The following is a 22402-nucleotide window of genomic DNA, read 5'->3' as shown; positions in this document are numbered from 1 at the left end:
ACGTTCTTTGTTTTGTACTAATTTCGTAGTGCAAATTAAAGACTGTTTGATGGGATTGCAAATCACAGGCAGTTTACAATCGGATTTATGTCCGAATAAGCGGTGTCAAAGTGAGATTAATACTTTCACTATTCACAAATCACTCATTCATAATTGTAGAAAATGGCAAATAAAGCTGAAAACAAAGTAAAATACTCGAAGGAGACCTATATGTACTGGTACGAATCGATGGTACTTCAACGCAAATTTGAAGAGCGTGCTGGTCAGTTGTATGGACAACAAAAAATAAAAGGTTTTTGTCACCTTTACATCGGGCAAGAAGCTTGTTCATCAGGAGCAAGATCTGCTTTGAAAGAAGGCGATAAGTATATCACAGCCTATCGTGACCACGGTATTCCTTTAGCTTTAGGCTCTGACCCTAATACCATCATGGCTGAGTTGTACGGAAAAGCAACAGGTATTTCAAAAGGAAAAGGCGGTTCAATGCACATCTTTGATAAATCTGTTGGTTTTGTTGGTGGCCACGGAATTGTAGGGGCTCAGATTCCTTTGGGAGCAGGTTTGGCATTTGCTGAAAAATATAATAAAACAGGCAACGTAGCTATCTGTTATTTCGGTGATGGTGCTGTTCGTCAAGGAGCTTTACACGAAGCTTTCAATATGGCGATGACTTGGAAACTTCCAGCCATTTTCGTTGTAGAAAACAATGGTTATGCAATGGGTACTTCGGTTTCTCGTACTTCAAACGTTACAGACCTTTATACCATTGGCGAAGCTTATGATATGCCATCTGAGCCAGTTGATGCGATGAGTGTTGAAGCAGTACACGAAGCAGTTTCTCGTGCAGCAGCACGTGCAAGAGCTGGCGAAGGACCAACTTTCTTAGAATTCAAAACGTATCGTTATAGAGGACACTCAATGTCTGACCCTCAGAAATATCGTACAAAAGAAGAGGTTGAAGCATACAAAATGCGTGACCCAATCGAACAAGTAAAGAAAACGATATTAGACAATGGCGTTGCTACTGAAGAAGACTTAGCTGCTATTGATGCTGCTATTAAAGTAAGAGTAGAAGCTTCAGTAAAATTTGCAGAAGAGTCTCCATGGCCAGACCCATCGGAAATTTTCACAGATGTTTATGTAGAAGAATATCCATTCCCAGTAGAATAGGAAAAAATAATGAATAAAAAAGCCGTTCCAATTTTGTTTGGGACGGCTTTTTTAGTTTATCCAGTCGAATGATACTTTATCATGTTCTGGATGAGCGACTTCTGGCGATTTTTTCTGATGCCCATATTTGCGTTGAGCATTTCTTTTACTTTGAAAATCTCTCCAGTCATTTCGCTGAAAGATAGCGATGCTTGGTCTCATGTTATTGTTGTTTAAATGTTTAAAACGATACAAAGGTTTAAATTTTAACACTAAAATGTGCTTAAATCAGATTAAATGATGATTAATAAATCTTTGCATCAATTTATAGAAAGAACAAAAATGAGGCTAAAAAATTTCCAACAGAGAGAAAAAAATAACCCTTAACAATTGAAATAAATCAATTATTAAGGGTTAAACGCTTTTAATGAGATAACCTTGGTTATTTTATCATTAATTAAGCAGGAAGAACTTCTACATAAGAACGTCCTTTAAAACCTTTTTTGAAGTGAACAGTACCGTCAATCAAAGCAAATAAAGTATGATCTTTACCAAGACCTACATTTTGACCAGGATTGTGTGCTGTACCTCTTTGACGAACAATAATGTTCCCTGAAATTGCGGGCTGACCACCGAAGATTTTGATACCAAGACGCTTACTATGCGACTCACGACCGTTTTTCGAACTACCCGCACCTTTTTTGTGTGCCATTGTTTTGTTAGTTTATCGATTTAACGTTTTAATTTCTTCTCTCGAATAAAATTAATCATTAAATACTAAAATGAGATTCCTTCGATTAAAACTTTAGTTAAATTCTGACGGTGACCGTTCTGTTTTTGGTATCCTTTACGACGTTTCTTTTTGAAAACGATAACTTTTTCTCCACGAACGTGAGCTAAAATTTTACCAGTTACAGTAGCACCTGCTACAGTTGGAGCACCAACTTTGATGTCTCCGTCATTATCGACAAGAAGAACCTTATCGAAAACCAGTGCAGCGCCTTCCTCGCCCGCCAAACGGTGGGTGTAGAGGAAAAGGTCTTTCTCAACTTTAAATTGCTGACCAGCGATTTCTACGATTGCGTACATTTTATTATTAGTTATAATTTTATTGGGTCGCAAAGATAAACATTTTGTTTTGAAAATTGAAACGAAGTTTATATATTTATTATAAAATATTCATAATAAGGATTTATTTAACAAGTTTCATAATAATCTATCTATAAGTAAGTTATGAATTTATTAACCTTTGCTTAGTGATGTTTTTGAATTTAAGCATAAAGGATAGACGCTGTTGAACTTAATTTATTTTAAACTTTGTTTGGGTAGAGCATTATTGATTAATCTTTTAGCAAAAACAAAAATGTGTAGTACTGCATCTCCATTCCGCTTGGCACTCTTTGTGTTGATGTATTTTTGTACAACAATAACGCCTTCTTTTTCACAAGATAAAAAGATAGAAGTAGTAAAATTTGAGCATTTACAAAAAAACTTAAATCGTTTGTCTGATACAACTTATGTTGTTCATTTCTGGGCAACATGGTGTCGTTCGTGTATAGAGGAAATGCCTACTTTTGAACAACTAAGAAAAGAGTATAGCACAAAAAAGATGAAATTTTTGTTTGTAAGTTTAGACTTCCCAAGCGACATCGCCAATAAAGTAAAACCATATTTGATTAAGAACAATATTAATACCCAAGTACTGTTGTTGGATGAACCAGATTATAATGCTTGGATAGATTTGGTAGATAAAGAGTGGTCTGGCACAATTCCTGCAACGTTATTATTAAATACAACCATGCGAAAGCGTAAGTTTTTCACAGGGAATGTAAAATTGCAGGAGTTTACAGAAGAATTAAAAATGATGTGTCCTGTAACCATACAGAATTGAACAAGATTTACCTGATTTTATGCTTAAATTCGTATAAATGTTTCAACATAATGTTCAGAGAATTACTTCTAAATAAGGTCAATAAATAGAATATCATGAAAAAATTAACACAAAAAATAAAGCCTATCTACACATTAGGATTTTTGTTGATAGGACTCTCTTTCCTCTTTGCATTTAAGAGCGATAAGAATGGCGTAGCCGATAAAGGTTATGCAATCGGAGATGTTGTAGCCGATTTTAAATTGAAAAGCACATCAGGCAAGTATGTTTCTATGGCTGATAACCGTTTGGCTAAAGGATACATCATTGTTTTTATGTGTAACCATTGTCCATTTTCAAAAGCTTATGAAAGTAGAATCATGGCTTTAGATAGAAAGTTTGCTTATTTGGGTTATCCAGTATTAGCTATTAACCCAAACGACCCAAATGCTTACGAAGAAGATTCTTTCGAGAATATGCAAGCAATTGCGAAAGCGAAAGGATATAGCTTTTCTTATCTTCAAGACGAAAGCCAAGCTACTGCACGTGCTTTTGGGGCTTCAAGAACACCTTCGGTTTATGTAGTGAAGAAAGAAGGAGACAAATTTATTTTGCAATACATTGGTGGAATTGATGATAATACGCAAGACCCCAACAGTGTTACAAAACGTTATGTAGAAGATGCAGTGAGTAATCTTTTGGCAGGAAAGCCAGTAGTAGGTAATTTTACTAAAACAGTTGGTTGTGCCATTAAGTGGAAAGATGCTTAGGTATGAGTGCTGAATTGTGAACGGTTCGCCGTAGCGATGTTGAGTTGTAAATGTAAAATGTTGAATTTCAAAATATTACAATATTTTAAAATCTAAGATAATGTTGTAAGAGTACTTATTAATTAGGTTTAAAAATTTAGCTTCACAAAAAAAGGTTTCCAGATGTCTGGAAACCTTTTTTTGTGAAATCTATGATTGATTTACTTTTCAGCATTAATATCAACTAAAGCAAATAATGCTTTACCCTTAGTATCTGGATTAGTGAAAACAAAATAGAGATTATGAGTACCTACATTGGCTGTATTCACTGCGATTTTCAAAGGACTGTTTGAGCTTTTGCTTACTTCACCCGAACCAATCAATTGTCCATTTGGTGAATCTAAACGTACTTCAATCTTCCCTCCTACTGTGCGGTCGTCTGATGCAATAGCATTTACTGCAAAGCTATTAATACTTGTTAAATCAATTTGATTGAAAGCAATATAACCTTTGTCTGCCACAGCTACTACGATTTCACCTAAGCCATTTACGCTATGTTTTACAGTTGCTTTCTGTGAGTCATACGAATTTGCTTTGATTTTTGGGCTACGCAATGAAAGCGTCGATGAGCCTGTCATTGTGCCTAAATTATTTGCTCCTTTATCGGTATAACTTGCCGAGAAAATATAAGTACCAGCTTTGCCATTGTCTTTGGTAAGGTATTCGCCTTTTACAGGTTTACTTGCTTTCTTGTCGTCTGCCAAAGAGAAAATGTATTTAATCATTTCTTTTGCATCTTCTTTTGATAATTGTGGGTGAGCCGCCATCACTTGTTCGCCCCAAACACCACCACCACCTTTGATGATTTTGTCAGAAAGTTTACCTTCAATTTCAAATTGTCCTCTATATTTTTTGGCTACGTCTCTATAACTTGGGCCAATAGATTTTTTATCAACAGCATGGCAAGATTTACAGTCAGAAAGTTCAATTAAACGTTTTCCTGCCGAAACACTCAAATTAGCTTGATGTCCTTGTGCGATTACTGTTTTATCAAATCCTTCTAAATAATCAATATTTACTTGTACATCTTCTGCTTTGATTTTTTTATTTGCCAAGGAGCCATCTTCTTTATCAGCAACCTTTACTTCATAGGCTACTTTCTCATCGTTCCAATAAAAAGTTTTATTGCCTTTGATTACCAAATCAACTTTTGGAACATCGTTTCCAACTTTTATTTCTAAAGAAGTAGTGGTTACATTACCTGCCACGTCTGTTACTTTCAAGATTGGCGTATAAATACCCGCTTTTGTGAAAGTAAATGTTGGGTTTGGTAAATTACTTTTTGCAGCCCCTTTCGCAAAAGTCCATTCGTACTTCAATACATCGTTTTCATAGTCCATCGTTCCAGCCGACGAGAAGTTTACTTTCAGTGGTAAAGCTCCTGCTTTTTTATCGGCATTCGCCACTACAACGGGTGTACGATTTCCTGCATTGAAAGTAATATGTATCAATCGAGCATCATCATTTTGAGCAAACCAGTTTTGTCCGTACTCCAAAATGTACAGAGAACCATCTTTGGCAAATTGCATATCAATCGGATGACTGAATTTTGTATTAGGCATAAAACGCTCCATTGATACAAAATCGCCGTTAGGCTTCATCGTCACGATATTAATCCAGTCACGCATCCAGTCGTAAGCAAAGAATTTCCCATCTAAATATTTAGGGAATTTCACTTTAGAATTTGCGTCAAAATCATCAAAATAATATACTGGCCCACCCATCGCATTACGTCCGCCTTTGCCAACAATTTCACCAAATTCAGGAGAATCTGCATAAGGATAGTAAATAAATGCTTTTTGTGCTGGCGGTAATTCACGTAAGCCTGTGTTGTGTGGCGAATCGTTGATTGGATGTGCTGGGTCAAATTTTGCCCAAGTACTGTCTTTGGCAAAATCTCTTTGATTATAAGCTCTGTTATCTGCTACAAAAAGAGGCCAACCAAAATAACCTGCTTTGCGTGCTTGATTTACTTCATCATGTCCACGTGGGCCATATTTGGGTGAATTTTCGCCTGCATCTGGTCCAACTTCTCCCCAATACAAAAATCCTGTTCTTTGGTCAACCGAAATTCTGTAAGGGTTTCTGTTTCCCATTACATAAATTTCTGGACGAGTTTTTTCTGTACCAACAGGGAATAAGTTTCCTTCTGGAATTGTATATGAGCCATCTGCCGTAGGCTTGATTCTCATAATTTTTCCTCTTAAATCGTTGGTATTAGAAGAAGTATAGCGAGCATCCCAACCCGAACGGCCCGGCTTGTTATCTATGGGAGCAAAACCTTCTGAAGCAAAAGGGTTGGTATCGTCGCCCGTTGAAAGAAACATATTTCCTTTGCTATCCCAAGCGATAGAGCCACCCGTATGGCAGCATTCTGTGCGTTTTACAGGTACTCGTAACACTACTTTTTCGGTATTGAATAAAAGTGTATCATTCACATCGTCATACACAAAACGAGATAAACGGTTGGCAGTATCCGCTCCTACTTTTCCCACCGATGGCGAGTAATACAAGTAAATCCATTTATTTTTATTGAAATCTGGGTCGATATTTACACCCATCAAACCGTATTCAAATTTTGTATAAACGCTTAAATCAGCTACTACTTTTGTCGATTTTTTCTTTGGATTATATACTTTCAAAAGTCCTTTTCTTTCTCCGAAAATGATTTTTCCATTATCCAATACTACTAACTCAGTCGGTTCATCTAATTTTTCATCTAAAACGGTTCTGATAAAACGGTTTTCTTCTGGAGGCAAAACACTCTTTACTTTAGAGTAGTCTAAGGCTGGCCCAGAAGCTGCCCATTGTAAACCGCCCAAAATGTGTTTAAGTGGAATTTCTTCTGAAAAGGTTTCGTTGGTATGTCCCCAGTTGGTGTAAAATGCTCTACCGCCATCAAATTCATGATACCAAGCCATTGGGTGAAAATCGCCCATTTGACCTTCTTTGTATGAATTTTCATCTACCGTAAACAATACTTTTACATCAGGATTGAAGTTTTTGTAGCTGTAAAATTCATCTTTACGCTCCAAGGTTTCAGGCATAAAGTTGGTAGAAATATGAGTACGGTCTTTGATGATAAATTTACCATTTTGCACGTTTGACACATTTTTACCGGGATGCCCGTTGAAGTAGCCTCCTACCAATTTGCCATACCAAGCCCAGTCGTACTCGGTATCTGCGGCGGCGTGGATACCCAAAAATGCTCCGCCAGCTTGAATGTAGCGTTCAAAAGCAATTTGTTGAGGTTCGCTTAGTACATTGCCCGTTGTGCTGTTAAAAACAACAACGCTATACTTTTTTAGGTTTGTTTCGTTGAAATTGTTGGCATTTTCGGTGGTATCTACTTCAAAACCATTGTCAATTCCCATTTGCTGAATAGCCTTTGAACAATATGGAATGGAAGAATGACGAAAGCCTGCCGTTTTAGAGAAGATAAGTACTCTTTTGCCTTTTAGGGGATTGCTTGTTTGGGAGAATAAAGCGTTATTACAAAAGCATAATAACGCTATGAATGCCAAAATTTTCGGTTTCATAAGTAACATTAAAAGTAAGACTCTGTTTTTGAAAGAAATATATCATCAATAGCGAACGCTACTATTCAATAAAGATAAATTTTTATTGAAAATATACTGTCTTACTTTATATGGAACTGAACCTAAAAGTGAATGGCGTGGTCGGGGCTAACGACGTCTCCACGCCAGATTTTTTGCGATGTCCAAGCCTGTGCAGGACTTGTCCAAAATTCATGCGTTTCTGAAAGACCCAAGGGAAGAAGTACCGCCGAACATAAATAAGAGCTTCCAGTAGCCAAGTAATCCTCAAGAATACTTGGTTGAAAACCATATAAACCGGGGCGAAGCCAGCCGTTTTTATCGAAAGTATCTTTATGTTCTGTCGTTTTTCGCATGACTGCCGTTAGGGCTTCCCTTACTTGTCCGTAGCTTAGTTCTTGAGGTAAAGAAGTTTGAAAAGCAGTATTGGCTAAGTGATGAAAACAGCCAGCACGATAGCCCAACGAACGTCCGTAGGCTGTGAAACTGCCATCGCTATGAATCATTCTTTCTTGAATGATGGCATAACGGCGAAATATTTTTTCAGTATTTTGTTGAAAATGCTTGTATTCTGAATGTTTGGGAACTGTAATTCTTAAAATTTCAAAAAGGAAAGGTTGGATAACAATAGAGTTGTAATAGTCCCAATGAAATTCTGGGCCGTCGCCAAAAGCTCCGTCGCCTTTATACCACTGTTCATGTTGGCGAATGGCATAATCCAAACGCATTTTATCGTACTCTTCGCCAATACTCAAGAAAAAGGCTTCAATCATGCCCGAAAAAAGTAACCAATTATTAAAACCGGGTTTGATTTTGCGAGATAATTTGAAGGCTTGAATGATATTTTGGCGTAATTGAGCATCTGCTTTCTCCCAAATTTTTGGACAACGGATTAATCCTAAAGCCAAAAATGCGGCATCAACTAAAGGTTGTGAGGGAACATCCCACGGCATATAGTCTTTTGCTTTTGGGTTTACGGCATTAGACAAACCTTCTAAAGTAAGTTTTAGGTACTTTTCTCGAAGGTTTTTTTCAAAGGCATTTCCACCGTCGGACTGCAACCACGGGGAAATGCCAGTGATTAATCTTCCGAAACCTTCTAAAGTATTACAAAAAGCATGAGTTTCCATCCCAACTTTTGTGCCTTCGATGGGCATTTTACTTTTGAGCTCATCTTTGGCGAGATGAGTCAAAATGGGTTCTGAGAGTTTTTGGAGATAATTCACCCAAAATTCTCTGGTATTCTCAAGATTTGTAAACGTATTTTCTGGAGTACTCTTTGCCTGCACTACCGTAGGAGCAAACAAAGAAAGTCCAAAACCTTTTAGAAAATTTCTTCTGAACATTGTCTTTTACTTTTTCTTTTTTGTCAAAGATTGATACCTCAATAATGCTTCTAAATAATAATAGTCGGCATACACTAAAGGTACGTCTATTTCAGATTTCATCGGTTTTCCACCTACACTATGTTTCAAAATAAAGTGATTGTTTTCGCCTAAATTAGCTTTGTAAGCAGGACTTGAAAGACTTTCCAGCATTTTTACGGCAGAATTGAAATACTTTGCTCCTTTTTTACCAGAATAAGTAGAAAGTTCTAATAAAGCAGAAGAAGTAATGGCAGCCGCCGAAGCGTCACGCTCTTCGTTAGGAATGTTCGGTGCGTTGAAGTCCCAGTAAGGAACTTTATCAGCAGGCAAATTTGGGTTGCTCAAATAGAAATCTGCAATTTTTTGAGCTTGTTCCAAGTACTTTTTTTGCTTGGTTTCACGATACATCACTGTATAACCATACAAACCCCAAGCTTGTCCTCTTGCCCAAGCCGAAGCATCGGCATAACCTTGATGAGTGATTTTTGCCAAAGGTTGCCCTTTTTCATCGTAGCAAATTACATGATAGCTACTTCCGTCAGCACGGAAATGATTTTTCAAAGTACTATCTGCGTGCGAAATACAAACCTTATAAAACTCTTGATTGCCTGATGTTTTGGCCGCCCAAAATAAAAACTCAAGGTTCATCATGTTATCAATAATTACAGGGTAATTGTATTGATGCAATTTGTTCCAAGATTTGATTAAACCTACTTTAGGGTCAAAGCGAGTCGTTAAAGACTTCGCCCCTGTAAGCATAATATCTTTATATTCAGGATTTTTAGTAAGTCGATAGCCATTTCCGAAAGGACAGTACAACATAAAACCCAAGTCGTGAGTACCCGTATTGTATTGTTCCTTTTTTACAGCCATTGTCCAATTATGAGCGGCTTCTTTCCAAAAAGGATTTTTGGTTTCCTCAAAAATGTACCAAAGTGAACCACCAAAAAATCCGCTGCACCACCATTCAGTAGGCATATCTCTTGGCGAACCGTCGGGATTAGTAGATTGTGGTGTTTTGGTATAATCAGGATGCGATTTCAGCATTCCTTCATATTGTTTGGCAGCAAAATCAAACTCTTTTTTTACATCAATTTTTGATTGACCAAAAACACTGACTGTGCCAGAAAGTAATAACGCTAATAAGATTTTTTTCATAGTTATTGAGGAATTGTATTTGTTCTAAATAAGGTAAACGCTTTATTTGAGTTCAGCAATTTTGGCAAAATCCATATCCGTAAAGTCGAGGTTTTCGCCTGCCATTGCCCAAATAAAGGCATAATTGGTTGTTCCTGCCCCCGAGTGAATCGACCACGGTGGCGATAAAATAGCTTGATGATTAGCAACTACTAAATGACGAGTCTCCTGTGGTTGTCCCATCAAGTGAAATACTCTATGTTCAGCGTTCAAATCAAAGTATAAGTAGGCTTCCATTCTGCGGTCATGAACGTGTGCTGGCATCGTATTCCAAACACTTCCTGTTTTTAAAACCGTCAATCCCATTACAACTTGGCAACTTTGGATTCCGTCACGATGAATGTATTTATAGATAGTTCGCTCGTTGGCTGTTTCAACTGTACCCAAAGAAACTGGAGAAGCTTCTTCTTTCGTCATTTTACGAGTAGGATAAGTGTGATGAGCTGGAGCTGATAACAAGAAAAACAGTGCAGGATTATTGGCATCTGTGCTACTAAAAGTTACTTCTTTTACGCCTTTGCCAATATAAAGAGCATCTAATTTCGATAAACTAAAGCTTTCGCCATCTGCTGAAATAGTACCTTCGCCACCGACATTGATGATACCAATTTCACGACGTTCGAGGAAATACTCAGATTTTAAATTATCATAAGTACCTAAGGTTAGCGTTGAATCAATCGGAAATGCTCCGCCTAAAACTACTCTGTCGTAATGAGTATAAACAAAGTGAATCTCATTATTTTTGAAAACAGTTTCAATCAAAAAGTTTTCTCTTAATTGTGCTGTTGTAAAAGTCTGTGCCTCTCGCTGGCTGATTGCTTGATAAATTTGCATACGCTATGTATTAAGTAAAGTTGAACCCCATTATTAGAAATAAAAGCCACCACTTTCACTTTTATACTGGTTTAGAACCTTTTCCATAATTTTTTTTAGAGAAATAAAAAAAACGACCAGCTTATAAGTAATAAATTACCTGTAAGCTGGTCGTTTTTTGTTTATACAAAGCTTATTACCAATTTCTTCTGTGATAGTGGTCGTGTCCGTAGCCTCTTGGAGCAGGTACTGGAACAATAATTACGGCCGGAGCTTGTCTTCTTCTACCATAATCTCTACCATAAGAACCTCGTCCATAGGCATAAGAATTATTATTCCACTGGTTCATATATCGGTTGCGAATATCATAAGGGTTACTTGGGTCTAATGGGAAAAAACGGCTTGCCCATACTCTCCTATTTTCGCAAAAATCAAATGGGTCGGCATTACTACGAAAATCAATTTCATTCCAACGGCTATGACGGTACGGGTCGTACACTGGGCGTGGGTCGAACGGATTGCGAGGGTCGTAATTTGGGCTACGAGTATCGAATGGATTTCGGGCATCAAAATCATAACGACCATAACGATTATTATCACAACGAGCGAAAAAATCATCATTTCTATTGTCTCGGTCATTGTAATTATTATTTCGGTTGTTTCTATCTGAATAGTCGTCATTACGATTATTTCTATCAGAATAATTATCATTTTGTTGATAATTTCTATCGCCGTTTTGGTATCCTCTGTTTGAATAATTACGGTCTTGTGCTTTTGCTACGGTTGTTCCTAATCCTAAAGCAATTAATAATAAACTAAATAATGTACGATTCATGGAGTGGATGTTTTAATGGTGAATGTATTTTCGAGGTTTCGGATAATTTATTCCTTGATGAATACAACTATAAAACGCAGGAATCAAAATCGCTATTTTAGAGCATCGTGTTAATGATATGTTAATGTTTCAGGGGCTTTTTAAACAAAAAACCGTACCACGAGACTATCGTAGCACGGCTTTATTTTCATAGTTAGATTCAGAGAAATTACAATTAAGCTTGTTCAGAGGTTAAACCAATAATTAGTTCATCGAGATAAAACGGTCGTTAATTACGGGTTCTGGTTTTGTAGTACCAATGTTTACGTTCTTAACTACTTTTGTTTCACCGTCTGTTATTTCAAAGCTATACTTTCCATCTTGCAATTCGCTCAAGTCAAACTTACCGTGATATACCGTTCCTTTTTTACCCACTCTTTCTTTGTGTAATACATTTCCAGCTTCATCTTTCAACGATACGTACAAATCTTTGTTCGTTGTTTTTTCAATCAATACATTCATTTGTAGCGTGTTAGCTGTTTGGTACATTCCCACAGCAAACGGTTTTTTGATGCTACCTGTTGGTTCGTTGTTGTCAGATGCGTTAGAAACGAATGACATCACTGATAATACTGCAATTGCGAAAGTTTTAACTAAAGTTTTCATTTTTTTTAAACTGTTTAGAAATTAAATTTTTTGATTATGAAATAAATTGTTTAGAGATTACTCTGTTGGTTTTGTAATATAATTATTGAAATTTGTGTGCCAAAAAATATAAATTATTGATTTGTAGATACTTATGTTTTAAGGTTACTCTAATAGGTGTTCGTTTTTGTTACAGTTACTGTTCGGTTTTTAACGTTTTAATAATTGTTCAGAGGTTATTAATTGTTTTTTGTTCTTGATTTCTGTGTCAAAGTTATGGGTAAAAGCCAGTACCTTGCAATACAAAATACCATAATCGGTCATTTAGCTTTTTGAATGGTAATTCTGCTTGATTTTCATTTGATTTTTGGTTTAAGCGGATGCTTTAGTATGGATGAATGGTTTCGCTGATGTTTTTGGCGAATTTCAAACATAAGATGCAAGCCAGTTCGCTAATGTTGCACGAGATAAAAAAAATTATCATATTTTTTTATAGCATTATCAAGTCCTGTTACCACTCTTACTTCTACCACTATAAATACTTGAAAGGCTGATTAATATTGTATCGTTCATTTAAAGAAAATATTAACATTTGAACTAACCTCATTCCAATGGCAGCAGAAGAAAAAAGTATCGGTAGAAAATTATTGAGTTTTTTTATTACTGAAGAAACGGCACAACCCGCCAATATCAGTACTCCAACGCCAGCCCCAACAATTGTAGCGGAGGCGATTCCTCCTAAAAACATAGATAAAGGAGTAATGGACAAAAAGTTTATCGACCATTTTGTGCAATTACTTGAAAACTCAAACCTCAAAGGCCCAGATTATTTTGAATTTATGCAGGCTTTAAAAAGTTTGTCGGGTTTAGGGCTTTCGGAAGAAAAACAATTTCAAGCGGCTTGGGCAAGTTTTAAAGCAATGGGTGGCATTACGGATGTACAAGTACTGACGAATACCGCCAACCAATACATTGGTATTTTGGATAACGACCGCCAAGCTTTTCTGAAAGACGTAGAAGCCGCCGTTACGCAAAAAGTAGGCGGTTTGAAAAATGAACTGAAAAAAACAGAAGACGAAAACGAAAGTATCGCCAAGCAAATCGTTGAACTTCAACGCAGAATTGATGAAAATAAAAATAAAATCAATCAACTGACGGACAGTATTGCCGAGCAAAGTGGAAAAATTACCATCAATAAAAGTAATTATGAAACCACACATCTCACTTTTGTAGAGCAAATAAAAGGCGACATCGACAAGATTGTGAAGTACTTGAAATAAACATTTTCTAAATCAAACATTTAAAAGATTAAAACCATGACAGATTTATCACAAATAGGTGGAAATCAACCTACAAAATCCTTTTGGTCTAAGCCAGAAGGTATGACGGCAATGCTTTTTTTAGGAGCAGTCGGAGCGTTCGGTTTGTATTACCTCAATTTTGTAATTGAGTTTTTGATAAAAGTAACCTCAAATACTTTGTATCTCGGGGGACTTTTAGCGGTTTTGGGGCTTTTCGTTTTCTTGATAACCAGTAAAGACGTTCGTACAGCATTTTTCTTTTTATTTAAAATGATGATGCGAAACATTACAGGCTTAGTGATTCAGCTTGACCCGATTGCCATTATGAAAATCTATATTTCTGATTTGCGTGAAAAACGTGAACAGATGTCGAAACAGATTGATATTTTGGCTGGGCAATTGGTGAAACTGAACAAGAAAATCGGCGAAAACAACGAAAATATCAAAGCCAAATTTGCCGAAGCCAACAAAGCCAACAGTATGCCCGATAAACCTGGTATGAAAGAAGCCGCTTCATTGGCAAGTATCGAAGCCGCAGGTTTACAAGAAATGAACGAGAAACTTTTGCCACTCCAACGCAACATGACAACCATTTTGGGTTTTATGGAAAAAGTACAGTCTTCGGCAGATTATATTATTAAGGAAACTGAAATCAAAGTAAAACTGAAAGAAGCCGAATACGAAATCGTAAAAAGTAGCTCGAATGCCTTGAAGACAGCGATAAGTATTTTCAAAGGAAACCCTGATAAAAAATTCTACTTCGATGAATCAATGGAATATATTCAAGAAGATATGAGTAAGAAATTGGGCGAAATGAAACGTGCGATGGATTATTCGATGGATTTTATCAATTCAGTGGATATTCAAAATGGTATTTTGACCGACAAAGGGCAGTCGATGTTGGATGCTTATAACAAAGGCGAATTCAACTTGATTACTTTAGACGCACCCAACGAAACCAAAAAAGTAAATCCTTCAAAAGACTCTTCTTATAAAGGATTATTAGATTAAAAATCCTTCTTGCAATTGTAACTCAAAGTAAATCTTTGGGTTACAATTCCTCTTCTCACAAGTGATAAACTTTATTTTCGTACCTTTGTCAATGTTTTCAGGAAATTTATGGATAAAAATCTGAGAACAGGTAACGATTATAAATTATGACATTCGAAGATTTTCAACTCAATCGCCAATTATATAATGCCATCGAAGAAGCTGGCTATCAGTCACCTACGCCTATTCAAGAGCAAGCCATTCCATTAGTTATGGGCGGACACGATGTGTTGGGCATTGCCCAAACAGGTACAGGAAAAACCGCTGCCTATTTACTACCAATTCTGATGAAAGTAAAATACGCACAAGGCAAAATGATGCGTGTACTCATCCTCGCTCCTACTCGTGAATTGGTGATGCAAATTGATGAAGCCGTAAAACAATTAGCCAAATACACTGATATTCGTCACGTGGCTTTGTACGGTGGTTTAGGTCCAAAAACTCAAATTGAAGCTTTACAAGCTGGCGTTGATATTATTATTGCTACGCCGGGTAGATTTTTGGATTTGTATTCTAAAGGAGAAATTGGCGTAAAAGAACTAAGAACTTTAGTCCTCGACGAAGCCGATAAAATGATGGATATGGGCTTTATGCCTCAAATCAGAAGTATTTTAGAAGTAATTCCTTCAAAAAAGAGACAAAACTTACTTTTCTCGGCTACATTTCCGCCAAGAGTAGAAAACCTTTCGCATGAATTTTTGGAGTTTCCGCATAAAGTAGAAGTAAGTCCGCAAGCCACAACGGCGGATATGGTAAAGCAACGTTTGTTTGAAGTACCCAATTTCATGACCAAAATTAACCTTTTGGGAATGTTGATGCGTGACCACGAAACCTTTAACAGAACGATTATTTTTTGTAGAAGCAAAGAAATCGCTGATAATATTTTTAAATATTTAGGGAGAAAAGTAGTAGGCGAAAACAAGATTCGGGTAATTCACGCCAATAAGGGGCAAAATACCAGAATCAATTCGATGGAAGATTTCAAAGAAGGAAATATCCAAGTATTGGTAGCGACAGATGTTGCCGCTCGTGGGATTGATATTCAAATGGTAAGCCACGTAATTAATTTTGACGTGCCTTTGATTTACGAAGATTATGTTCACAGAATCGGGCGTACTGGTCGTGCCAACAACAAAGGCGAAGCTATTACTTTTATGACCGAAGCGGAGGAGTATCATATCGGCAAAATTGAGAAAATTATCAAAATGCCAATTCCTCGTGAGCCACTTCCAGAAGAATTAGAAGTATTACAAACGCCATTTGTTGAAAAACAAATTATGTTGCGTGAAATCGACGAACAGAAAAAACGTGAAGACCCAGATTTTAAAGGAGCTTTCCACGAGAAAAAAGACCGTAAAGTAAAAGCCAAAGAAAAAGAAGTAAAGAATAAAAAACAGCATATTTCGGCAGGAAAGGATGCTCGTAAAAAAACTTTTGGAAAAGCCAAACGAGAAGACCCTCGTAAAGGAAGAAGATAAATTGAATTTAGCGTTTGGAATGTTGAATGAGGAGTTTTTAAATTTGAAATACAAAGACGACTCCTCGCTCAAAATTCCTCATTCCGCATTTCTATATGATGTTAGCAAAGCTCAAACAAGCACTTCTAAACCTCGCTAATCCTGAAAGAGCAATACAAACAGCTCGGTTTTTCAAAACTGGGAAAGGACAGTATGGCGAAGGTGATATTTTTATTGGTCTTAGCAATCCACAAGTAAGAACTTTGGTAAAAGAATACTGGGAAAAAATCAGTATCGACGAGATTCAAGTGTTAGTCAATGACGAAATCCATGAGTTTCGGTTTACGGGTTTGATGATTTTGGTAGAAAAATTCCAAAAGACCAAATCAGAAGAAGAAAGAAGCGAAATGGTTGATTTTTATTTGAGCAATGTCTCAAAAATCAATAATTGGGATTTAGTAGATTGTTCTTGTTACAAAATTTTGGGAGAATTTTTATTGGATAAAGACAGACAAGTACTGTATGATTTAGCAGCAAGCAAACATTTGTGGTCTGAACGCATTGCCGTAGTTTCTACGATGACTTTTATTCGGAAAGGTCAGTTTTTAGACTGTTTCAAACTTTCGGAGTATTTTCTTAATCATCCGCACGATTTGATGCACAAAGCGTGCGGATGGATGTTAAGAGAAATTGGTAAACGAGATGAGTTAGCGTTGGAAGAATTTTTAGAAGAAAATCTTTCAAAAATGCCCAGAACGATGCTTCGTTATGCGATTGAGAAAATGGAAGAAAGTAAACGTTTATCTTATTTAAAACGCTAATTAACCGATTGCCATTTTTACTAAATCAGCAGTATTTTTTGCTTTTGTTTTCTTCATCATGTTCGCACGGTGGTTATCAACGGTACGAATACTCAAGAATAATTTATCAGCGATTTCTCGGCTGTTGTAGCCTTGTACGATATGTTCAAGGATTTGTTTTTCTTTTGGCGTGATTTTCTGAAAAATGGGTCTGCTTGTATCAGGCTGATTTCCAGAAGTTTTAGAAAGAAGTTCGTCGATAATTACTTCTGAAATTTCTGGTGGAAAATACTTTCTTCCTTCCGAAACTACATTAATGGCACGCATGAGTTCTTCTTTGCCAGTATCTTTCAATAAATAACCGCTTGCTCCATTTTCAACTGAATTAATAATGTATTCACGGTTGTTGTGCATCGAAAATATCAGAATCTGAACATCAGGATATTCTTCAGAAATAATTTTTGCAGCTTCAATTCCTGTCATTTTAGGCATGGTTAAATCTAAAATAACAACATTGGGTGATAGGGCTTTTACTTTTTCGATTGCATCCAATCCATCGGAAGCTTCTCCGATTACAAGCACGCTTTCTTCGTCTTCCAAGAGCATCTTCATGCCTTTTCTAACTACGTCGTGGTCATCTGCTAATAATACAGTAATTGGGTTCATACTTATTATAAAGTTTATAAAAAATGGAGAGTGTTTTTAAATGTAAATCTTAAAAAACTCATCAACTGCTGTACATAAAACTACAATAAACAATCAATATATTAATAAAAATTGTAATATTCAAGTATAATTTTAAGATACTGTCTCTGCTGATTTTTTTCTCCTATTAATTAGTTTGTTGTTTGATATAATTGGAATTTGGACAAGTACTTTCGTACCTTTCCCTGTTTTAGACTGTATTTTACATGAACCATTCAATAATTCGGCTCGTGTCTGCATATTTTTTAAGCCGCTCCCTCCTAAGGTTTTTTTGATACTCGCTAAATCAAAACCTTTTCCATTATCTGCAATACTTAAATGAATGAATCCTTCTTTTTCCCAAAGTTCTACTTTCAATAATTCAGGTTCAGCGTACTTTACTGCATTGTGGATAGCTTCTTGGGTAATTCTATATAAACATACCTCAACGGTTTCGGGGAGGCGTGGAATTTTCTTCTCTACAAATTCAATGCTAATGCCTGAAATTTTACTTACTTGTTCGGTTAAAATTCTGATAGCTGGCGTAACACCAAAATCACTTAATACAGATGGTGCTAAATTGAAAGCTACTGTACGAGTAGCCTCGATGGTTTCTTGAATGAGTTTTTGTAACTCTTCAAAAGATTTGTCTTGTTTTGGATTGGCAAAAGCAAAGCTTTTTACTTTTTCACTGTGCAGTCGCAAGCCCGTAAGCATTTGCCCGATACCATCGTGCAATTCACGAGCCAAACGTTTGCGTTCCATTTCCTGCCCTTCCATCAAAGAAGCAGAACGAACTTTTTCTTCTGCTAACTGTAATTTAAACTTCTCTTCAGTAGCTTGTACTAATGCTTGCTGGGTTTGTAATAAGGTTTCGTTTGTTTGGCGAAGTTCACTTTCAGAATCTGTTAATTTTTTAATTACCAGCCTGATATAATTGGCGATTGGTCTGAAAATGACCAAACCTTCAATAATTAATATGATAAAAAGTACCACAAACAGAATCAATTCAATACTTTTTGTGGTGTGTACTCTCGCTCTTGATTCTAAATCATATTGAAAAACGATTTGGTTCATCATTTTCAAAAACAACCTTTCATTTACCAATATTTCATGGAGCGACTTTTGTAAAATTTCTTCTTGATTGGGAGTAGGTTTATTGATATGTTGGCTGATTAACTTAGCATTTGATAATATTGTTTGAAAAATAGGGTCTATTTCACGAAACATACTATCTATTTTTGCACTGTTTCTTACGGTATAAATTTTGCCATCGGTTGTCAGGTTTTTGTTTTTCAAACCTTCGTGGCTTGCTTTCCATAAAGCAATAATTTCTTGAATATCCTGTGAATAATGCTCGGCATCTGCCTGAAAAATATCTTGTCGGCAAAGTAAAATAGCCGTTTTTGAAAGTCTTTGACTGAGCATTCGCTGGCGTCCTGCAATATTTACGACGTGTGAATCATCAAGCAAAGAGTTTAAAAAAACTTGAATAATGATTTGCCCAGACATAGACAAAAACGCCACCATCGTGAGGGCTATCACATAGAGGCGAGTTAGTCTGTGAAAGATTTGACTATCAAGTGGCTTCATAACTTGAAATATACCAAACTTTCCGAAAATATCATTTATAGTTTTCAAGTAATTTACTGATTATGAAATTGTTATAAATTTTTCTTTAAAAAATCATGTTCTCTTCTTTTGCAAAAGACTCATTTAAGCAATTTTAAATGAGTCTTTTCGCAAACTGTGTTTTTACATACCAATAAATACTTGTCCGTTTTCAACCTTTACAAGATAGGTTTTGATACTGTATTCATCGCCAGATAAGCACTCGCCCGATTTCAGCGAAAAGGTTTTTTTGTGAAATGGGCAAGCAACTTTGGGTTCGTTTTCAATGCCAGTTGAGCCAATCATCCCTCTCGACAAAGCCATTTGTTGGCGATGCGGACATAGGTTTTGAGTGGCGTACCATTCGCCTCTGCGAGTAAAATTATAAATGGCAATTTGCTCGTTTTCGATTAAGGCACAAGCTCCGCCGTTTTCTGGAATATCTTCAACACTGCACGCTACGTGCCAAGTGATGGTTTGTTCTGCTATCATTGTCGTAATTGTGATTGAGTGAATTATTTTACTTCCATTCTGCGGCTTTGATTTGCTCACGCATGGGTTCAAACTTGGCATAAGGGTCTTTCATTTTCGGAGCATTCACAAAGTGAGTGAAACGCTTGCGGAGTTCTGGATTGGTCACCACTTCTTTCCATTCGCATTTGTAGGCTTCAACCAAAAATTGCATTTCCTGCTCGAACTGAGCATTCATACCAAGTGCATCGTCGATAATGACTGATTTTAAATAATTGATGCCACCTTCCATTTTATCTAACCACGGAGCTGTACGAGTAAGCGGTTCGGCAGTTTTGATATAAAACATCAAGAAACGGTCGATGTACTTCAAGCAAGTTTCAGAATCAATATCTGTTGCTAATAATTCAGCATGACGAGGTTTTACGCCTCCATTTCCGCAGACGTACAAATTCCAGCCTTTTTCAGTAGCAATAATTCCGAAATCTTTTGATTGAGCTTCGGCACATTCACGAGTACAGCCCGAAACTGCTGACTTTAATTTGTGTGGAGAACGTAAACCACGGTAACGCTCTTCTACTTCAATGGCAAATGAAACGGCATCTTGCACACCAAAACGACACCAAGTAGAGCCTACGCAAGATTTTACGGTTCTTAGTGATTTACCATAAGCATGACCCGACTCGAAACCTGCGTTTACCAATTCTTCCCAAATATCTGGTAAGTCGCTAACGTGAGCCCCGAATAAATCAATTCTTTGTCCGCCTGTGATTTTTGTATAGAGATTATATTTTTGAGCAACTTGTCCTATAACAATGAGTTTTTCAGGCGTAATTTCTCCGCCCGGAATTCTTGGAACTACCGAGTAAGTACCATTTTTTTGAATATTTGCCAAAAAGCGGTCGTTAGAATCTTGAACGGTAGCATTTTTCTCCAAAATCATTTCGTTCCATAAACTGGCAATGATAGACGCCACAGCAGGTTTACAAACTTCGCAGCCGTCACCCTTGCCTAAATGATCCAGAACGTCATCATAAGTTTTGTAGCCTTTGATTTTCACTAAATCAAATAATTCCTGACGAGTATAATCGAAGTGTTCGCAAAGAATATTTCTTACAAAAACACCTTGTGATTTCATGGTTTCATTAATCAAATCTTTCACCATTGGCACACAACCGCCACAACCAGTACCCGCTTTTGTGCATTTCTTGATGCCATCAAGCGTAGTTACTTTATTTTCGATGATTTCATGGCAAATACTTCCTTTAGTTACGGCTTCGCATGAACAAATTAGAGCTTCATCTGGCAAAGCCATCACACCCGAACTTGCCTGTTCTGCTCCGCCTCTTGCACCCAGCATCAAATCTTCGGGGTCGGCAGGTAGAAGTACTTTGTTTTTAGTATTTTGCAAAAGCATATTATATTGTTCTGCATCGCCGACCAAAACACCTCCTAATAAACACTTGCCATCGTTTGAAATATTAATGCGTTTATAAATTCCTTTTGCGGTATTTTCAAATACAATCGTTTGTGCATTGGGTTCTTGAATAAAAGCATCCCCGAAACTGGCTACGTCGATACCAATTAATTTTAATTTGGTTGACATATCAAAAGGCTTAAACTCCTTTTCTCCCCCAACGATTGAAGTAGCCACTACTTCTGCCATTTCATAGCCCGGTGCTACCAAACCATAAATCATCTGATGAGCCAAAGCACATTCGCCAATCGCAAAAATGTTGGGGTCTGAAGTTTGAAGTTTATCGTTTACAATAATTCCGCCACGAGTACCCACTTCCAAGCCTGCAATTTTAGCAACTTCGTCACGTGGTTTAATTCCTGCCGAAATCACCAACATATCAACCTCAAGGACAGAGCCATCAGCAAACTTCATACTTTCGATTACACCATTTCCAATGATTTCTTGAGTGTTTTTACTTAAGTGGATTTGTAGTCCCAAGGCTTCTAATTTCGATTGAAGTGTTTTTGAACCTGCTTCATCAATTTGTCTGGGCATTAATCTCGGAGCAAATTCGATAACGTGCGTTTCTTCTAATCCTAAATCTAATAGAGCTTTAGCCGCTTCTAAACCTAATAAACCACCACCAATTACAGCTCCTTTTTTAGCTTTTTTGGCGTGCGACTGCATCAAATCTAAATCTTCGATGGTTCTATATACAAATACACCGTCTTTTTCAACGCCCGGAATCGGCGGAACAAATGCGGCTGAACCTGTGGCTAATACCAAATAATCGTAATTTTCTACGATTCCGTGGTGCGAACGCACCGTTTTTTCCTCTCTGTTGATGTCAACCACTGGGTCGGAAAGGTAAAGAGTAATGCCATTTTCTTTGTACCAACTACTTGGTGCCATCGTCAGGTCTTCTGCGGTTTTTCCTGCGAAGTACTCCGACAAATGTACTCGGTCGTAAGCAGGGCGAGATTCTTCGCCAAAAACGACCAAATCAAAACTTTTAGACACATCTTTTGAGATAAGTTTTTCACAAAACTTATAACCGACCATGCCGTTCCCCACTACGACAATTTTCTTTTTCATAAATGATACAAGATTACGATTAACATTTTTGATGATTAATACTTATACAGAATGTCTTAGTTTTTATCGACTTAATTGGTATTAAGTATTTATTATAAAATTGGATAAGGTAATTCTGTATAAAATGTAAAAATGAGTATTTATAACTATTTTTATAAAAAATATAACTATCGGATATTGTACTATAATTATAAACCTGTTTTTATAATAAATGCGTAAAAATGCTCATTTTACATTCAAATTTAAACCTATT

The 22402-nt window shown here is 36.7% G+C and carries 20 protein-coding genes; 7 read left to right on the top strand and 13 right to left on the bottom strand.

The window, feature by feature from the left end:
- Positions 1-162: 162 nt before the first annotated feature.
- Positions 163-1170, top strand: coding sequence for a pyruvate dehydrogenase (acetyl-transferring) E1 component subunit alpha (gene pdhA, locus VB248_RS16495; RefSeq protein ID WP_323297906.1), 1008 nt, complete (start codon positions 163-165; stop codon positions 1168-1170).
- Positions 1171-1221: 51 nt separating this feature from the next.
- Here pdhA and VB248_RS16490 read toward each other — a convergent pair whose 3' ends face one another.
- From VB248_RS16490 to rplU, 3 genes are all read right to left on the bottom strand, one after another.
- On the bottom strand, positions 1222-1371 hold the full coding sequence (locus VB248_RS16490) for a hypothetical protein (protein WP_323297905.1): 150 nt from the start codon (positions 1369-1371) through the stop codon (positions 1222-1224).
- Between the two features lie 235 nt (positions 1372-1606).
- Positions 1607-1861 carry a 50S ribosomal protein L27 gene (gene rpmA / locus VB248_RS16485; RefSeq protein ID WP_323297904.1) on the bottom strand — a complete coding sequence of 85 codons (255 nt, stop codon included), beginning with the start codon at positions 1859-1861 and terminating at the stop codon, positions 1607-1609.
- A gap of 65 nt (positions 1862-1926) precedes the next feature.
- Positions 1927-2238 (bottom strand): 50S ribosomal protein L21, encoded by a 312-nt coding sequence (gene rplU / locus VB248_RS16480; RefSeq protein ID WP_323297903.1) that lies wholly within the window; start codon positions 2236-2238, stop codon positions 1927-1929.
- A 274-nt stretch (positions 2239-2512) separates the two neighbouring features.
- Here rplU and VB248_RS16475 point away from each other — a divergent pair, with 274 nt between their 5' ends.
- Positions 2513-3040, top strand: a complete 528-nt coding sequence (locus VB248_RS16475) for a TlpA family protein disulfide reductase (protein ID WP_323297902.1) — start codon at positions 2513-2515, stop codon at positions 3038-3040.
- Positions 3041-3135: 95 nt separating this feature from the next.
- Positions 3136-3789 (top strand): thioredoxin family protein, encoded by a 654-nt coding sequence (locus VB248_RS16470; RefSeq protein WP_323297901.1) that lies wholly within the window; start codon positions 3136-3138, stop codon positions 3787-3789.
- Between the two features lie 200 nt (positions 3790-3989).
- Here the strand turns inward: VB248_RS16470 and VB248_RS16465 are convergent, their stop codons facing one another.
- From VB248_RS16465 to VB248_RS16440, 6 genes are all read right to left on the bottom strand, one after another.
- A complete protein-coding gene (locus tag VB248_RS16465) occupies positions 3990-7367 on the bottom strand; it encodes a ThuA domain-containing protein (RefSeq protein WP_323297900.1) in 3378 nt (1125 codons plus the stop codon).
- 122 nt (positions 7368-7489) lie between these two features.
- Positions 7490-8731 (bottom strand): DUF2264 domain-containing protein, encoded by a 1242-nt coding sequence (locus VB248_RS16460; RefSeq protein ID WP_323297899.1) that lies wholly within the window; start codon positions 8729-8731, stop codon positions 7490-7492.
- Between the two features lie 6 nt (positions 8732-8737).
- Positions 8738-9910: a glycoside hydrolase family 88 protein gene (locus VB248_RS16455; RefSeq protein ID WP_323297898.1), complete on the bottom strand. Its 1173-nt coding sequence runs from the start codon at positions 9908-9910 to the stop codon at positions 8738-8740.
- A 42-nt stretch (positions 9911-9952) separates the two neighbouring features.
- A complete protein-coding gene (kduI, locus tag VB248_RS16450) occupies positions 9953-10783 on the bottom strand; it encodes a 5-dehydro-4-deoxy-D-glucuronate isomerase (protein ID WP_323297897.1) in 831 nt (276 codons plus the stop codon).
- A gap of 175 nt (positions 10784-10958) precedes the next feature.
- Entirely contained in the window at positions 10959-11597 is a 639-nt protein-coding gene (locus VB248_RS16445) for a hypothetical protein (protein ID WP_323297895.1), read from the bottom strand.
- A gap of 243 nt (positions 11598-11840) precedes the next feature.
- Entirely contained in the window at positions 11841-12242 is a 402-nt protein-coding gene (locus tag VB248_RS16440) for a hypothetical protein (RefSeq protein WP_323297894.1), read from the bottom strand.
- Positions 12243-12832: 590 nt separating this feature from the next.
- Here VB248_RS16440 and VB248_RS16435 point away from each other — a divergent pair.
- The 4 genes from VB248_RS16435 to VB248_RS16420 all read left to right on the top strand — a co-directional run bounded on the left by VB248_RS16435 (position 12833) and on the right by VB248_RS16420 (position 16850).
- Positions 12833-13501, top strand: coding sequence for a hypothetical protein (locus VB248_RS16435; RefSeq protein ID WP_323297893.1), 669 nt, complete (start codon positions 12833-12835; stop codon positions 13499-13501).
- Positions 13502-13537: 36 nt separating this feature from the next.
- On the top strand, positions 13538-14533 hold the full coding sequence (locus VB248_RS16430; RefSeq protein WP_323297892.1) for a hypothetical protein: 996 nt from the start codon (positions 13538-13540) through the stop codon (positions 14531-14533).
- 146 nt (positions 14534-14679) lie between these two features.
- Positions 14680-16050, top strand: coding sequence for a DEAD/DEAH box helicase (locus tag VB248_RS16425; protein WP_323297891.1), 1371 nt, complete (start codon positions 14680-14682; stop codon positions 16048-16050).
- Positions 16051-16145: 95 nt separating this feature from the next.
- Positions 16146-16850, top strand: a complete 705-nt coding sequence (locus VB248_RS16420) for a DNA alkylation repair protein (protein WP_323297890.1) — start codon at positions 16146-16148, stop codon at positions 16848-16850.
- Here the strand turns inward: VB248_RS16420 and VB248_RS16415 are convergent, their stop codons facing one another.
- The 4 genes from VB248_RS16415 to nirB form a co-directional block, all read right to left on the bottom strand.
- Positions 16851-17495, bottom strand: a complete 645-nt coding sequence (locus tag VB248_RS16415; RefSeq protein WP_323297889.1) for a response regulator transcription factor — start codon at positions 17493-17495, stop codon at positions 16851-16853. It lies immediately after the preceding gene.
- A gap of 132 nt (positions 17496-17627) precedes the next feature.
- Positions 17628-19106 (bottom strand): ATP-binding protein, encoded by a 1479-nt coding sequence (locus VB248_RS16410; RefSeq protein WP_323297888.1) that lies wholly within the window; start codon positions 19104-19106, stop codon positions 17628-17630.
- Positions 19107-19268: 162 nt separating this feature from the next.
- Positions 19269-19616: a nitrite reductase small subunit NirD gene (gene nirD, locus VB248_RS16405; protein WP_323297887.1), complete on the bottom strand. Its 348-nt coding sequence runs from the start codon at positions 19614-19616 to the stop codon at positions 19269-19271.
- A 28-nt stretch (positions 19617-19644) separates the two neighbouring features.
- Positions 19645-22149 carry a nitrite reductase large subunit NirB gene (nirB, locus tag VB248_RS16400; protein ID WP_323297886.1) on the bottom strand — a complete coding sequence of 835 codons (2505 nt, stop codon included), beginning with the start codon at positions 22147-22149 and terminating at the stop codon, positions 19645-19647.
- Positions 22150-22402 lie beyond the last annotated feature (253 nt).

It is taken from the genome of Arcicella rigui (assembly GCF_034929435.1).
Lineage (GTDB): Bacteria > Bacteroidota > Bacteroidia > Cytophagales > Spirosomataceae > Arcicella > Arcicella rigui.
Note: the sequence above shows the minus strand (reverse complement) of the source record. Positions and strands in the feature narration are given on the sequence as shown.